General features: G+C 58.5%; 15 protein-coding genes and 2 tRNA genes. 8 read left to right on the top strand and 9 right to left on the bottom strand.

What is annotated here, in order from left to right:
* Positions 1-105: 105 nt before the first annotated feature.
* Both cysE and ACQY1P_RS12450 read right to left on the bottom strand, forming a co-directional pair.
* Positions 106-948 carry a serine O-acetyltransferase gene (gene cysE / locus ACQY1P_RS12455; RefSeq protein ID WP_062457355.1) on the bottom strand — a complete coding sequence of 281 codons (843 nt, stop codon included), beginning with the start codon at positions 946-948 and terminating at the stop codon, positions 106-108.
* A gap of 134 nt (positions 949-1,082) precedes the next feature.
* Positions 1,083-1,862: an alpha/beta fold hydrolase gene (locus tag ACQY1P_RS12450; protein WP_430256477.1), complete on the bottom strand. Its 780-nt coding sequence runs from the start codon at positions 1,860-1,862 to the stop codon at positions 1,083-1,085.
* Positions 1,863-2,024: 162 nt separating this feature from the next.
* Between ACQY1P_RS12450 and ACQY1P_RS12445 the strand changes: the two genes are divergently transcribed.
* Positions 2,025-2,270, top strand: coding sequence for a zinc-finger domain-containing protein (locus ACQY1P_RS12445; protein WP_062580399.1), 246 nt, complete (start codon positions 2,025-2,027; stop codon positions 2,268-2,270).
* A 13-nt stretch (positions 2,271-2,283) separates the two neighbouring features.
* Entirely contained in the window at positions 2,284-3,447 is a 1,164-nt protein-coding gene (locus tag ACQY1P_RS12440; protein WP_430256476.1) for an FAD-dependent monooxygenase, read from the top strand.
* An 8-nt stretch (positions 3,448-3,455) separates the two neighbouring features.
* Here the strand turns inward: ACQY1P_RS12440 and ACQY1P_RS12435 are convergent, their stop codons facing one another.
* Positions 3,456-4,649: a cystathionine beta-lyase gene (locus tag ACQY1P_RS12435; protein WP_430256475.1), complete on the bottom strand. Its 1,194-nt coding sequence runs from the start codon at positions 4,647-4,649 to the stop codon at positions 3,456-3,458.
* 350 nt (positions 4,650-4,999) lie between these two features.
* Between ACQY1P_RS12435 and ACQY1P_RS12430 the strand changes: the two genes are divergently transcribed.
* The 4 genes from ACQY1P_RS12430 to ACQY1P_RS12415 all read left to right on the top strand — a co-directional run bounded on the left by ACQY1P_RS12430 (position 5,000) and on the right by ACQY1P_RS12415 (position 9,285).
* Positions 5,000-6,022, top strand: a complete 1,023-nt coding sequence (locus ACQY1P_RS12430; protein WP_062457371.1) for an amino acid ABC transporter substrate-binding protein — start codon at positions 5,000-5,002, stop codon at positions 6,020-6,022.
* A gap of 119 nt (positions 6,023-6,141) precedes the next feature.
* The gene (locus ACQY1P_RS12425; RefSeq protein WP_430256474.1) at positions 6,142-7,335 is read left to right on the top strand and encodes an amino acid ABC transporter permease; all 1,194 of its coding nucleotides are present in this window, start codon (positions 6,142-6,144) and stop codon (positions 7,333-7,335) included.
* A gap of 3 nt (positions 7,336-7,338) precedes the next feature.
* Positions 7,339-8,496 carry an amino acid ABC transporter permease gene (locus ACQY1P_RS12420; RefSeq protein ID WP_430256473.1) on the top strand — a complete coding sequence of 386 codons (1,158 nt, stop codon included), beginning with the start codon at positions 7,339-7,341 and terminating at the stop codon, positions 8,494-8,496.
* 15 nt (positions 8,497-8,511) lie between these two features.
* A complete protein-coding gene (locus ACQY1P_RS12415; RefSeq protein ID WP_062457380.1) occupies positions 8,512-9,285 on the top strand; it encodes an amino acid ABC transporter ATP-binding protein in 774 nt (257 codons plus the stop codon).
* 93 nt (positions 9,286-9,378) lie between these two features.
* Here the strand turns inward: ACQY1P_RS12415 and ACQY1P_RS12410 are convergent, their stop codons facing one another.
* Positions 9,379-10,047, bottom strand: a complete 669-nt coding sequence (locus ACQY1P_RS12410) for a hypothetical protein (RefSeq protein ID WP_156461832.1) — start codon at positions 10,045-10,047, stop codon at positions 9,379-9,381.
* A gap of 607 nt (positions 10,048-10,654) precedes the next feature.
* On the opposite strand from ACQY1P_RS12410, the gene ACQY1P_RS12405 reads away from it, so the two are divergent.
* Positions 10,655-10,840, top strand: a complete 186-nt coding sequence (locus ACQY1P_RS12405) for a Flp family type IVb pilin (RefSeq protein WP_062457386.1) — start codon at positions 10,655-10,657, stop codon at positions 10,838-10,840.
* A gap of 314 nt (positions 10,841-11,154) precedes the next feature.
* Here the strand turns inward: ACQY1P_RS12405 and ACQY1P_RS12400 are convergent.
* From ACQY1P_RS12400 to ACQY1P_RS12380, 5 genes are all read right to left on the bottom strand, one after another.
* Positions 11,155-11,231 (bottom strand) — tRNA-Arg (locus tag ACQY1P_RS12400).
* Between the two features lie 35 nt (positions 11,232-11,266).
* The gene (locus tag ACQY1P_RS12395) at positions 11,267-11,572 is read right to left on the bottom strand and encodes an ETC complex I subunit (RefSeq protein WP_062458113.1); all 306 of its coding nucleotides are present in this window, start codon (positions 11,570-11,572) and stop codon (positions 11,267-11,269) included.
* 72 nt (positions 11,573-11,644) lie between these two features.
* A tRNA-Pro gene (locus ACQY1P_RS12390) sits at positions 11,645-11,721 on the bottom strand.
* Between the two features lie 115 nt (positions 11,722-11,836).
* Positions 11,837-12,322 carry a DUF192 domain-containing protein gene (locus tag ACQY1P_RS12385; protein WP_062457420.1) on the bottom strand — a complete coding sequence of 162 codons (486 nt, stop codon included), beginning with the start codon at positions 12,320-12,322 and terminating at the stop codon, positions 11,837-11,839.
* Positions 12,323-12,330: 8 nt separating this feature from the next.
* On the bottom strand, positions 12,331-12,909 hold the full coding sequence (locus tag ACQY1P_RS12380; RefSeq protein ID WP_062457423.1) for a cold-shock protein: 579 nt from the start codon (positions 12,907-12,909) through the stop codon (positions 12,331-12,333).
* A 214-nt stretch (positions 12,910-13,123) separates the two neighbouring features.
* Between ACQY1P_RS12380 and ACQY1P_RS12375 the strand changes: the two genes are divergently transcribed.
* Positions 13,124-13,564 carry a VOC family protein gene (locus tag ACQY1P_RS12375; protein WP_430256472.1) on the top strand — a complete coding sequence of 147 codons (441 nt, stop codon included), beginning with the start codon at positions 13,124-13,126 and terminating at the stop codon, positions 13,562-13,564.
* The last annotated feature ends 186 nt before the right edge of the window (positions 13,565-13,750 follow it).

The raw sequence follows: 13,750 nt of genomic DNA, 5'->3' as shown, positions 1-13,750 counted from the left end.
TCGATGCGCTTTTGGCACGGGAGAAAGGCGAAAGTAAAGCCGACGTTCTCTCCACCGCACGACCCTGCCCCGAGTTTTCCTGGAACAAGTAGGTCCGGGCGCGGACTATTCCTCGGCGCGCAGAAGCTGGTCCATCAGGCGTGCCGGCTCGGAGCAACCCGCGGTCCCGACGACCTTTGCCGGAACACCGGCGACGGTGGATTTTTCCGGAACAGCTTTGAGGACAACGGAGCCCGCCGCCACACGCGAGCAGGCACCAACCTCGATATTGCCGAGGATCTTTGCGCCGGCGCCGATCAGCACGCCGTTGCCGATCTTCGGATGACGATCTGCGCCCTCCTTACCGGTTCCACCGAGAGTGACCCCATGCAGGATGGAGACATTGTCCCCGATGATCGCGGTTTCGCCGACGACAAGCCCGGTCGCGTGGTCGAGGAAGATCCCCTTACCGATCTGAGCCGCCGGATTGATGTCTGTCTGGAAGACACTTGAGGCGCGGCTTTGCAGATAGAGCGCGAAGTCGCGACGGCCGCGGTAAAACAGCCAGTGCGCCAAGCGATGCGTCTGGATGGCGTGAAATCCTTTGAAGTAGAGGACTGGCTCGACGAACCGCAGGCAGGCAGGGTCGCGGTCGTAGACGGCCTGGATATCGACGCGCAGAATAGCACCCCAATCTGGCCATTCGTCCAGCATTTCCATGAATGTCTGCCGCAGCAGGACGGCCTGCAGATCGGGATGATCGAGCCGTTCGCAGATCCGATGAACGACGCATTCTTCCAGCGAACGGTGGTTCAGGACGGTTGAATAGAGGAAGGCGGCCAGCAACGGGTCCTGATCGATTGCGACGCGTGCTTCCTGCCGCAGCGTGTCCCATATGGGGTCGACGCTAGCGACACTATCGGTCTGGCGAATGTCCTCGGTCTGGCGAACTTCGGTTCTCGCGGCCATGGCCGTCTCCTCTTTGGCGTAAGCCACGATATATAGATTAGATTTACGACAACACCAACGCCGGCGAAATCGCATTTCGTTGATCGTTAAATCAAGGGAAGCTGAAGTCTTGCCAGTCTACGGTCGTGCGAGGCTCAGGCCTGCGCTGCGTAGAACTCCAGTACCGCTTTCTTGAAAACCCTGTCGCCGACCGCAAGCATGTGGTCACGACCGGGAATATCGAGCGCTGTCGCACTCGGCATCAGATCGGCCAGATCCTGCGGTGAACCCGCGATATCGTCCTTCGTCCCAACGCCGATCAGCGTGGGAACGTCGATCTTGCCCATATCGCTGCGTTCGACCAGATCGCGCGAACCGCGGATACAGGCGGCGAGTGCCTGCTTGTCGCTTTTCGTCTGGTCGGCAAAGGCGCGGAACATACGGCCGCGATCATGGCTGACGCTCTCAAGCGAGGGCGCCAAGAGCGCATCCGCGATCGGATCCCAGTCACCGACCCCGTCCGTCATGCCGATTCCGAGACCGCCGAGCACCAGCGACCGGACCCTGTCCGGATCGTTGAGCGCTGCAAACACCGAGATGCGCGCGCCCATCGAATAGCCGAACAGATGCGCTGCCGGGATGCGCAGGTGATCGAGCAGAGCAACCGAATCCGCTGCCATCACCCAAGGGCGATAGGCGTCCGGATCGGTCGGCTTGTCACTGCCGCCATGGCCGCGGTTGTCCATGGCGATCACCCTGTAACCGGCATCACCGAGCGTCTTTACCCATCCCGGATGCACCCAGTTCACGGTCGCGCTGGAAGCGAAACCGTGGATGAGCAGGACAGGATCGCCCGCCGGATCCCCCTCATCCAGATAGGAGAGGCTCAGGCCGTCATGGCTGAAGGTGGAAAAGGCCGGGGCATTGAGGTTCATCTGGGATATCCTGTTTTGGCGGCGGACCATAAGATATCGGTGCTTGCGATTGAACCCTGAAAGACACCTCGCATCGCGGTTTTTGCACTACACTTTTGAATGCGGCGGCGGTAATGTCCGCGCCAAATCAGACGTGCCCTATTGTACGCATTGGAGACGACCATGGCCGGCCACAGCATTCCCCATTTCCAGAACGACGGCGGTTTCCCGTCGATCCAGATCGGCGTGAAGGAATTCATGTGCACTGGTGCATCCGTTCCTTACGATCATCCGCACATCTTTATCGACATGGGCGACGAAGTCGAAAAAGTCTGCTCCTACTGTTCCACTCTGTACAAATACAACCCTACCCTGAAGGCCGAACAGACCGACCCTCCGGGCTGCGTCTTCAACGTCAAGGCCGCCTGATCGGCAGCCAAAAATGGCTGTCGAGACAGTAGCGATCGTGGGTGCGGGCATGGCGGGTCTCACCGCTGCGCTCGCGTTTGCGCGCCATGGCATCACCTGCGACATCTTCGAGCAGGCGCCTTCCCTTCAGGAAGTCGGCGCTGGGCTCCAGTTGTCGCCGAACGCTTCGCGCGTGCTGAGCAAGCTTGGCATTCTTAGCGATCTGGAACCGTTATGGACCGAGCCGGATGAAGTGCAGCTCGTGTCGGGTCGTTCGCTTCATCGGCTGGCCTATGTGCCATCCGGCCGGTTCGCCCGCGAGCGGTGGAGATCGCCCTATGGCGTCCTCCATAGGGCAACGCTGCAAGACGCGCTTCTCCACGCCGTGAATGCCAACCCGCTCTGCACGCTTCGGCTGGGCTCGAAGATTGGGAGCGCCGTTCGAGACGAACTGGCGGAGATCTCCGGATGCCACCATGACCTGATCGTCGCCGCAGATGGCGTCTGGTCTGGCATTCGCACCGCAATTCCCAAAAATCCGGAAGCCGTTTTTTCCAACAGTGTCGCCTGGCGCTTCATGGTTTCAAAGAGCGCGGCACCTTCCTGGCTGAAGCCGAATGCCGTCAGTGCATTTCTCGGACCTTCGGCACACATTGTGGCCTATCCGCTCAAGGAGAAGGATAGTTTCAACATCGTCGCCATCGCGTCCGGCGGCAACACCGGCAATTGCTGGAATACGGAAGCGAGCGCCGCCCAGAAAGACCTGCTGCTGCGTCATTTCAAGGGGTGGCATCCGAGCATAGCCGAAACACTGGCCGCATCCGACAAGCCGACCTTCTGGCCGCTCTATCAGGTGACACCGGGCCGTTGGCACAATGGCCGCGATCTTGTTCTGATCGGCGACGCCGCCCATGCGATGCTGCCCTTTGCGGCCCAAGGCGCGGCGATGGCGATCGAAGACGCGTTCATCCTGGCAAACCGCGTGGCCGCCCTGCCCTCGCTCACACAGGCGCTATCAGCCTACGAGACCGAACGGGCCGGTCGCGTCGCCAAGGTGCGAGCACGCGGGGAATTCAACCGCTTTGCCTATCATGCGCGCGGCCCGCTGAAGCTCGGTCGCAACTTTGTTCTCTCAATGCGTCCGCCGCAATCGCTCGCGGCGGATCTGGATTGGCTCTACGGTTTCGACGCCGAGTAGCGACGCGATCAGACCGCGGCCGCCGCGGCAAACCCCGCTTCAAGATCCTTCTTGAGGTCGACCACGTCTTCGAGACCGATCTGAAGCCTGATGACTGCACCCTCGGTGGGCTGCTTGCGGATGGTGCGGTCGGAAAGATTTACGACCAGAGCAAGGCTTTCGTATCCTCCCCAGGAGTAACCGAGGCCGAAAAAGCTCAGGGCATCGAGGAAGGCGTGCGCCTTGGCTTTTGCCCTCTCAGGCTCGGCCTGCAGCACGAAGGAGAAGATCCCGCTCGATCCCTTGAAGTCCCGCTTCCAGATCTCGTGGCCGGGAAAGCTTGGCAATGCCGGATGCAGGACGCGCGCAACGCCGTCGCGGCCTTCCAGCCACTGGGCGATTTCAAGGGCGCTTTTTTGATGCTGGTCCAGCCGCAGGCCCATCGTTCTCAAGCCACGCAGTATCAGGTAGGAATCTTCCGGCGCACCGCAGATGCCCATTGCAATCCGCGCGGCCTCAAGAGCCGGAAAATGCTTCGCATTGGCCGACACCGAGCCCATGACGATATCCGAATGCCCCGACGGGTACTTCGTGGTCGCATGGATTGAGACGTCGACGCCGAAGTCGAGCGGACGAAAATAGAGCGGTGTCGCCCAGGTGTTGTCCAGCGTCACCACGACGTCTGCGGAATAGGCGTGCACAGCGTCCGTGATTGCGCGGATGTCCTGCATCTCGAACGTGTTCGAGCCGGGCGCTTCCGTATGAACGAGTTTGGTGTTCGGCCTCATCAGCTTGGTGATGTCTGCCCCGATCTCCGGATCATAGTACTCGACGTCGATCCCCAGTCTCGTAAGCATCGTGTCACAGAAAGTCCGGCAGGGCGTGTAGACTGAGTCGACGATCAGCGCGTGATCGCCCGATGACAGGTAAGCCAGGAAAGGGATTGAGATCGCAGCCAGTCCCGATGGAACGAGGATCGTACCCGCAGAACCCTCGAGTTGGTCGAACGCAGCGCACAGGGCGTCCGTCGTCGGGGTCGCGCGGGTTCCATAGGTGTATGGCTGGCTGCGCTTTTCCATCGCTTCGGCATTCGGGAAAAGGACCGTGGAACCTTTGACGACAGGCGGGTTGACGAAGCCATGATACGCGCGTGGATCGTTTCCGATATGCGCAAGGCGCGTATTCTGACCCGCTTCTTCGATCAGTTTATCTTTCTGGGACATGTCCGGAATGCACTTTCGTTGACAATGGCGCCAGTTTTGCCGCCGCCCTCCAGGCTGGTCAACCCCGCTGCCCAATTCCCAGTACCGGTGCAATATTAGCATGCTCGTTCGGTATAAAAACCGCCACAACTCGCACACAACTTGAGCATTTGCCCAGCGCGTAGGCGGTAAAGTCTAATACACCGTAATTTGGACGCAATTTGAACGGGTGGCCCTTGACCCTGCCTTCGTTTCCGAATGAGATATAAACACCCGCGCCGGGAGGTCAGCGGGGGACCGGTCGTATTCATAAAATCAGGGGAACGGCCTGTGTCGAGAGATCACACAAAACAACAGATAAGGTTGGGAAAATGAAAAAGACGCTTTTGTCTGCCGCGTTTGGCGCAGCGGTCCTTGGCTTTGCCTCGGCAGCTTCCGCGGCCACGCTTGATGATGTCAAGGCGAAGGGCTTCGTTCAGTGCGGCGTCAACACCGGTCTGGCCGGCTTCGCGCAGCCGGATTCGGCCGGCGCTTGGAAAGGCTTCGACGTCGATTTCTGCAAGGCCGTCGCAGCTGCGGTTTTCGGTGATGCAACGAAGGTGAAGTACACGCCGACCACGGCCCAGAGCCGCTTCACGGCACTGCAGTCGGGTGAAGTCGACGTGCTCGCACGTAACACCACCTGGACCATCAGCCGCGATACCGCGCTCGGTTTCAACTTCCGCTACGTCAACTACTACGACGGCCAGGGTTTCATGGTTCCGAAGAGCCTGAACGTGAAGTCGGCGCTTGAACTGTCCGGCGCTGCCGTCTGCGTTCAGTCGGGCACGACAACCGAACTCAACCTCGCCGACTACTTCAAGTCCAACAACCTCCAGTACAACCCGGTCGTCTTCGAAAAGCTCGAAGAAGTAAACGCCGCCTACCAGGCCGGCCGTTGCGACGTCTACACGACGGACCAGTCGGGCCTTTATGCAACGCGTCTCGCGCTGTCGAACCCTGACGAACACGTCATTCTTCCGGAAATCATCTCCAAGGAGCCGCTTGGCCCAGCCGTTCGCCAAGGCGACGACAAGTGGTTCGATATCGTTTCGTGGACAGGCTACGCCCTGGTTCAGGCCGAAGAATTCGGCATCACCCAGGCCAATATCGACGAGATGAAGAACTCGACCAACCCGGATATCCGCCGCTTCCTCGGCACCGAGAAGGACACCAAGGTCGGTACCGATCTCGGCCTGACCAACGAATGGGCCTACAACATCGTCAAGGGCGTCGGTAACTACGGCGACGTCTTCGAGCGCAATATCGGTTCCGGCAGCCCGCTGAAGATCGCACGTGGCCTGAATGCTCTTTGGAGCAAGGGTGGCCTGCAGTTCGCACCGCCGATCCGTTAATCGACTGATAGACTGACGTCTCGCAGGGTGGCTCCGTCCGCCCTGCGAGACATTCTCCACGATCAATAAGAATCAAAAACAATAAGGGCCCACAACGGGTCACAGGGGATTGGCAAAGCATGACGGACAACTCGATCCGTGCGCCTGCGACTAAGCGCACGTCCACGTCACTCATTTACGATCCAAAAGCGCGGAGCATCTTCTTCCAGGTGCTGACGCTGGTCATTCTCGTTGCGCTCGTCTGGTCGATCGCACACAATGTCAGTGTCAACCTTGCCCGCAGCAACACCGCCACCGGGTTTGGCTTCCTCGCTGGTCGCTCAGGCTTCGATATCGGGCAATCCCTGATCGCCTACACGAGCGACTCGACCTATGGCAGGGCGATCCTGGTCGGCTTCCTGAACACGATGATGGTCGCTGTCACCGGCATCATCACGGCAACCATCGTCGGCTTCATCATCGGTATCGGTCGCCTGTCGAAAAACTGGCTGATCGCCAAGCTCTGCACCGTCTATGTCGAGGTGTTCAGAAACATTCCGCCGCTGCTGGTCATTTTCTTCTGGTATTCCGGCGTTCTCGCCATTCTGCCGCAGCCGCGTGATGCTATCCAGGGCCCGCTCTCGACCTTCCTCAGCAACCGTGGCCTGACCTTTCCGGCAACGATCTGGGGCGAAGGCGCGTGGATCCTTCCGGTTGCCATTCTCGTCGGCATCGTTGTCGCGTTCGTCTTCCGCACCTGGTCGGTCAAGCGCCAGATGGCAACCGGGCAGCAATTGCCCAACGGCTGGATCTCCGCCGCCATCATCATCGGTCTGCCGCTTCTCGGATTCATCGCCATGGGTTCGCCGCTGACCTTCGACTATCCCGTCGAAGGTCGTTTCAATCTTTCCGGCGGCGCCAATATCCGTCCGGAATTCGTGGCTCTATATCTGGCGCTTTCGCTCTACACGGCAGCGTTTATCGCGGAAATCATCCGAGCCGGCATCAAGGGCGTCGGCAAGGGACAGACGGAAGCCGCCGCTGCACTCGGCGTCCAGCCGGGCAAGATCACCAGACTGGTTGTCGTACCGCAGGCTTTCCGCATCATCATTCCGCCGCTGACAAGCCAGTATCTCAACCTGACCAAAAACTCGTCTCTCGGCGTTGCGATTGGTTTTCCCGAGCTGTTTTCGACCGGAAGCACCTCGCTCAACCAGACCGGTCAGGCTGTCGAGATGATCACGATCATGCTCACCATCTATCTCAGCATCAGCATCGCGACATCGCTGTTCATGAACTGGTTCAACGCCAAGATGGCTCTGGTGGAGAGATAAGACATGTCTACACACAAGCTCTCTTACGTTCGCAATGACATGATCGCGCCGGAACCGCCGCCGGTCAGCGCCAGTTCGGCAAGCGGCTGGATCCGGACCAATCTCCTGGCAACGCCAAAGGATGTGGTGCTGACAATCGTCGCCATCGCATTGCTGGCCTTCGCCCTGCCCGGCATCATCAACTGGCTGTTCATCAATGCGAGCTGGGTCGGGGCCGATCGCTCGGTCTGCGCCACCGTCGTCCAGGGCGGCACCCAGCCGGATGGCTGGAAAGGCGCATGCTGGGCGTTTGTCGGTGACCGGTTCCAGCAGTTCATGTTCGGCCGCTACCCGATCGAGGAGCGCTGGCGCGTCATGCTGGTCGGGTTCATGCTGATCGTGCTGCTCGTGCCTCTCCTCATTCCGAAACTGCCGTACAAGGCGCTGAACGCTGTTCTGCTGTTCCTCGTCTTCCCGGTCGTTTCGTTCTTCCTCATGCATGGCAATGTTCTTGGCCTGCAGCGGGTCGAGACCCCGCTCTGGGGCGGCATGATGGTGACGCTGATCCTCTCCTTCGTCGGCATCGCGGTCTCCTTCCCCGTCGGCATCCTTTTGGCGCTCGGACGGCGTTCCAACATGCGCGTATTGAAGACGCTCTGCGTCGTCTTCATCGAGGTGATCCGCGGCGTACCGCTTGTCATGGTTCTATTCATGGCAAACGTGATGCTGCCGCTGTTCCTGCCCACCGGCTGGAGCATCGACAACTTCCTGCGCGCCGTGATCGGTGTGTCGCTGTTTGCCTCCGCCTATATGGCAGAAGTCATTCGTGGCGGCCTGCAGGCTATTCCGAAAGGTCAGGGCGAAGGCGCCGATTCGCTCGGCCTCAGCTACTGGCAGAAAACCCGCCTGATCGTGCTTCCACAGGCGATCAAGCTCGTGATCCCCGGCATCGTCAACACCTTCATCGGCCTGTTCAAGGATACGTCGCTCGTTGCCATCATCGGCATGTTCGACCTCTTGAACATCATCCGGCTCAACTTTACCGATACGACCTGGATCACGCCCATGACGCCGCTTACCGGCCTCGTGTTCGCTGGTCTTATCTACTGGATCTTCTGCTTCGGCATGTCACGCTATTCCGCCTTCATGGAACGGCATCTCGATACCGGCCACAAGCGATAACAAGGGGAAAAAACAATGGCTGACGCCCAACCCAAAAACCTCACCGTCTCCTCCACGGATGTCGCTGTCGAGATCATCGGCATGAACAAGTGGTATGGCGATTTTCACGTCCTGCGCGACATCAATCTCAAGGTGATGAAAGGCGAACGCATCGTCATCGCCGGTCCGTCAGGCTCCGGAAAATCGACGATGATCCGCTGTATCAATCGCCTCGAGGAACATCAGTCGGGCAGCATTGTCGTCGACAATATCGAACTCACCAACGATCTGAAAAAGATCGACGAAGTGCGGCGAGAAGTCGGCATGGTGTTCCAGCACTTCAACCTCTTCCCGCACCTGACGATCCTTGAGAACTGCACGCTTGCACCGATCTGGGTTCGCAAGATGCCGAAGAAGGAAGCCGAGGAAGTGGCGATGCACTACCTCAAGCGTGTCAAGATCCCGGAACAGGCCCATAAGTATCCGGGCCAGCTCTCCGGCGGTCAGCAGCAGCGCGTGGCGATTGCCCGCTCGCTGTGCATGAAGCCGAAGATCATGCTGTTCGACGAACCGACCTCGGCTCTCGATCCTGAAATGGTCAAGGAAGTGCTCGATACGATGGTTGGCCTTGCCGAAGAAGGCATGACCATGATGTGCGTCACCCATGAAATGGGCTTTGCCCGCCAGGTCGCCAACCGGGTGATCTTCATGGACCAGGGACAGATCGTCGAAGAGAATTCACCGGCGGAGTTCTTCGACAATCCGCAGCACGAGCGCACCAGACTGTTCCTTAGCCAGATCCTGCACTAGGCAGACTGCGCCAACGGGAATGACCTGCAAAAGAAAAGGGGCGCCACGAGCGCCCCTTTTTCGTTTCCCGTCGAAACAATCGTCAGGGCGCCATCACCATTGGAATGAATAGCGGGCATTGACGCTGGTTACTGCTGCGGTCGCGTCCGAATAGCGATCGACGGAGCCGCTGAGTGTCAGGCTGTCACCCAGTTTCTGCTCGAGTCCCAGCCCCGCGCCGCCGATACGAAACGTATCGATCGCCGTTGCGCGGACGACCACGGCTGTGCCGGTGTTTGCCCGGGAAAGCCTGAGGGTCTGGTTGGCGTCGAGGCCACTCCAGTCCTGATTGAGCCCGTCGTAGCGCATGACATAGCTCGCATTGCGCTCGACATCGATCGTCGACGTGACGATCTGCGTTTGGTGGTAGTTCATGCTGACGGCGGCCGTTTCGGCCAATCCGTCGTAATCGATCCCGATCTTGCGTTCGACCTCGTAAGCGGGCCTCTGGATCGACTTCATCTTCATGCTGCCCCACAGCCGAAGCGGCGTGTTCATCGACCCGTCCTTCTTCGCATCGACACCGACGTTGAAGCCCGCCTCGGGCTCCAGCTCCGTCGGCAACCTGAAGCCGAGCTTTACGGAATAGCTTCTGTCCGAATTCTTGACGGGCTGCCAGATCAGCGGCCTGTCCGCCGCATAAGCGCTCAATGCCGAAAACGGGCCAACCGCAAAGATTGCCGCAAACAGCGCGACGCCGCCGGCCAATAGACTTCTGTTCATTTGATCCCCACTCGAAGGCTCAAGACAATGTTGAGGCGCAAGCAACCGCGAGGTCGCCCGGAACACCCGTTTCAATGCGATGGAGGCGAGTTTGTCAGACCCAATGGTCCGTTTTCGCCACGTGCCTTCCCCTGCCGATGCAACGGAACTGACCGCCGCGAATATACGCTCGAATGAGGCAGCTTCGAATCGATTTTGCGGCTGAAATGCGATTGCGGGATCACGATCGGTTTCCCGAAGATGTGAACTCCCGCTGTTGCTGCATCGCAACATGACGTAGTGAGGCTGGGGTACGCGGAGGAATGAATGGTAGGTCCTACCCCAATGCAACGCTCTGGCACCACGAGTACCGGTGGCAGCATGCTAGGCCCGGTTTGGTCATGAGCACGCGTTATCCTACAATTACAGGATCCAGTTCGACCGGATCGCCGGCGGGCGATGAGCACACGTGGGGATTCACAAAAACCACTTCTTAACCATTCAGAACTCACATTAGCCAATAGGAACATATTAACCGATCCTGTTAACGCAACACTCTTTTGACGTTCGGTAAAAGAACAACACGTCGGGACGCCTTGTCCCACGGCACGAATCAAGGAGGATTTGCATGTCGGTTTTTGCACGCTTTATGAAGGACGAGTCTGGCGCCACTGCCATCGAATACGGGCTCATCGCCGCTCTTATCTCTGTCGCGCTGATCGCTGGTGCACAGACGCTCGGCGGTGCACTAAGCACGCAATTCACGAACCTCAGCAAGAAGTTGAACTGCGGCGGCGCTGCTACCACTTGCTGATCGCTGGCATTGCGAGATGCAACCAAGTCGGGTCATGAGTTAACGTCGTTGCACGATTGGCGGCAGGTAGTCTCACTCAAGTATTCGCCTGAGGTCTTCACCCCAGGTTAACATCCAGATCGTACCCAAAAGCTCGGACGCCATCTCTTGGTTCCAGCACTCAACTCGCCGAACAATGGGACCTCCATTGTTCGGTTTTTTGTTGCCGTCACGCCAGAGATTCTTGGTCTCTATATCCAGCTCCGAAGCAGCGCTTTGCTCAAGGCGATATTCCTCCGCTCAAGCGGCAGTCGCAATTTTTTGGGAGATGGTTTTGGCGACCCCTGCAGGATTCGAACCTGCGACCACCTGCTTAGAAGGCAGGTGCTCTATCCAGCTGAGCTAAGGGGCCTGCTAAGACGCTTCTACCAGAACGCAGACAGGATGTCAGTGCGTCCAGGGCTGCGAGCGATTGAACCGGAAATTGTCGGTGTAGGAAGCAGCTTGACGCGCGGGTTCCTTTGGCTGGACGACGCGGTATTCGATGCCTTCGCGCTTGGCGTAGGCTTCGGCAAGTTCCTGACTTTCAAAGGTCAGGCGTACCTGCTGCTTCATGTCTCCGGAAGATGTATAGCCAAGGATCGGATCGATCCGGCGTGGCTCTTCCTGGTCGAATTCGAGGAGCCAGAGATGCGTCTTGGCTTTGCCAGATTGCATTGCAGTTTTTGCGGGACGATAGATCTTGGCCGTCATGAACTGAAACATCCGACTTTTGCTAGCGTGACGCTTCGGCAACTGCTGAGCGCGACGCTCTTTTGAAGGCAATGGTCGGAGTGGAGAGATTCGAACTCCCGACCCTCTGGTCCCAAACCAGATGCGCTACCAGACTGCGCTACACTCCGTTCCTTACAAGAATGCGAGATACACGGTTCCCTACCAGCCCGCAACTGCAAAAAGTGGATTTTCCCAATTGTTCGAACTGTCTAGCGAACTAACTGTGGGAAAGCGGCCAAACACCTATCCTGCGTTGCCGATCCGTTTGGAAACCACCTTGTCACCAACCTTGATTCCGAGCGCTTTCGTCCGACCGGCATTCAGTTCGAGGACAAATTTTACCGGTCCCCGCGAATCGATCACGTCACGAGAGTAAGGAACCGCATTTTCGCGGATATGAGAGACCGTCCCATCGCCTTCGATGAACAGCATATCGAGCGGCAGGATGGTGTTTTCCATCCACATGGAAACACGGCGTGTCTCGCCGAAGTCGAACAGCATGCCGTGATCGTCAGGCATTTCCTTGCGGTACATCAGGCCCTGCGAGCGCTGCTGGTCCGTCAGAGCCAGCTCGATCACAAAGGCATGGGTCTTGCCCGCTGCCGTGCGGATCGACAGCTCATCTTTTGGAAAGATGACCTGCTGGGCTGCGGCAGCGTAGGCGACAAACAGAAAAAGCGCCGCAAGGGCGCCTTTTGCAAAGGGCGTGATCCGCCCGAATGACTGCATTCTCAACATCAATGTGACCGGCTTACAGGGTTGGGATTGTCGGGATGAATTTCGGCTGCCATCAAGCCCTTGTCGCCAGGTCCGAACCGGACCAACACGGTCTGGCCGGGACGGAGCTCTGTCAGTCCGTAGCGACGCAGCGTTTCCATGTGGACGAAGATATCTTCGGTCCCCTCACCGCGGCTCAGGAATCCAAAGCCCTTGGTGCGGTTGAACCATTTCACCAGTGCCCGTTCCAGGCCGCTCGTTGGCGTGACCTGAACATGGGTGCGAACCGGCGGCAACTGCGAGGGATGAACTGCGGTCGACTGATCCATGGAAAGAATGCGGAAGGCCTGATAGCCACGGTCGCGCTTCTGGATCATCGCGACGATACGGGTTCCTTCAAGGATGGTCTGGTATCCATCGCGCCTCAGGCAGGTCACATGCAGAAGCACATCCTGCATACCGTTGTCGGGCACAATGAAGCCGAACCCCTTCGCAACATCGAACCACTTGACCACACCCGTAATTTCGATGAGCTCGACCGGATCGCCCGCGAATTCCTCGTATTCGGCTACGCCTTTCAACGATATCCTGTCTGCCATATCCTATCGGCCCCTCGATTACGCGTTACGACATGACGGTGGAAGTGATTCTTCGCGCCTAGATTAACATCCCGTTAACCCTCCAGTGCAAGTCCCCGTCTGGACTTTATCAGCATCTTTCTACGGCTGACGGCTTGCCCCAGGCTTGCTGACCTCCTGCAATGCACCATATCCGCTCGACAGTTTGCCAACGACATCGCGGAGCTTGCGACACATGCGCTATCTACACACAATGGTTCGGGTCAAGGATCTCGACGCGTCTCTCCATTTCTACAAGACACTGATGGGTTTGGAGGAGATCCGCCGCATCGAAAATGACAAGGGCCGCTTCACGCTGGTCTTTCTGGCTGCACGCGACGACGTTTCGCAGGCTGAGGAGAACATGGCGCCGTGCATCGAGCTTACCTACAACTGGGACAGCGAGGATTACACGGGCGGACGCAATTTCGGCCACCTCGCTTATGAGGTCGACGACGTCTATGCGTTCTGCCAGCACATGCAGGACAGTGGCATCGTGATCAACCGTCCGCCTCGCGAAGGTCGGATGGCCTTCGTACTTTCGCCGGACGGCATTTCTTTCGAGATCTTGCAGAAGGGCGACAACCTGCCGGTCGCCGAGCCGTGGGCATCGATGCCGAATACCGGCAGTTGGTAATTGAGGCTTGCGTCGGCCTGACCAAGGCCGACGCCCCTCTCTTGCCGAGTGAAACAGGACACGTGATGCTCATCTCCATGATTCGCGACAGAGTGTCCGCGACGCACATGAAGGGCATCACGTGCCGGTTTCGCCAGCAAGATCGATCTCAAGGCCGAGTTTTCCGCTCCTCGCAGTGGCGATCGC

The sequence above is a fragment of the Neorhizobium sp. DAR64872/K0K18 genome, assembly GCF_050500175.1.
GTDB lineage: Bacteria > Pseudomonadota > Alphaproteobacteria > Rhizobiales > Rhizobiaceae > Neorhizobium > Neorhizobium soli.
This window is presented reverse-complemented; position numbering and strand designations above follow the sequence as displayed.

Bases quoted from the DNA above. Each gene is read 5' to 3' on its own strand.
- cysE (WP_062457355.1), bottom strand. From the start codon at position 948: ATGGCCGCGAGAACCGAAGTTCGCCAGACCGAGGACATTCGCCAGACC.
- ACQY1P_RS12450 (WP_430256477.1), bottom strand. From the start codon at position 1,862: ATGAACCTCAATGCCCCGGCCTTTTCCACCTTCAGCCATGACGGCCTG.
- ACQY1P_RS12445 (WP_062580399.1), top strand. From the start codon at position 2,025: ATGGCCGGCCACAGCATTCCCCATTTCCAGAACGACGGCGGTTTCCCG.
- ACQY1P_RS12440 (WP_430256476.1), top strand. From the start codon at position 2,284: ATGGCTGTCGAGACAGTAGCGATCGTGGGTGCGGGCATGGCGGGTCTC.
- ACQY1P_RS12435 (WP_430256475.1), bottom strand. From the start codon at position 4,649: ATGTCCCAGAAAGATAAACTGATCGAAGAAGCGGGTCAGAATACGCGC.
- ACQY1P_RS12430 (WP_062457371.1), top strand. From the start codon at position 5,000: ATGAAAAAGACGCTTTTGTCTGCCGCGTTTGGCGCAGCGGTCCTTGGC.
- ACQY1P_RS12425 (WP_430256474.1), top strand. From the start codon at position 6,142: ATGACGGACAACTCGATCCGTGCGCCTGCGACTAAGCGCACGTCCACG.
- ACQY1P_RS12420 (WP_430256473.1), top strand. From the start codon at position 7,339: ATGTCTACACACAAGCTCTCTTACGTTCGCAATGACATGATCGCGCCG.
- ACQY1P_RS12415 (WP_062457380.1), top strand. From the start codon at position 8,512: ATGGCTGACGCCCAACCCAAAAACCTCACCGTCTCCTCCACGGATGTC.
- ACQY1P_RS12410 (WP_156461832.1), bottom strand. From the start codon at position 10,047: ATGAACAGAAGTCTATTGGCCGGCGGCGTCGCGCTGTTTGCGGCAATC.
- ACQY1P_RS12405 (WP_062457386.1), top strand. From the start codon at position 10,655: ATGTCGGTTTTTGCACGCTTTATGAAGGACGAGTCTGGCGCCACTGCC.
- ACQY1P_RS12395 (WP_062458113.1), bottom strand. From the start codon at position 11,572: ATGACGGCCAAGATCTATCGTCCCGCAAAAACTGCAATGCAATCTGGC.
- ACQY1P_RS12385 (WP_062457420.1), bottom strand. From the start codon at position 12,322: ATGCAGTCATTCGGGCGGATCACGCCCTTTGCAAAAGGCGCCCTTGCG.
- ACQY1P_RS12380 (WP_062457423.1), bottom strand. From the start codon at position 12,909: ATGGCAGACAGGATATCGTTGAAAGGCGTAGCCGAATACGAGGAATTC.
- ACQY1P_RS12375 (WP_430256472.1), top strand. From the start codon at position 13,124: ATGCGCTATCTACACACAATGGTTCGGGTCAAGGATCTCGACGCGTCT.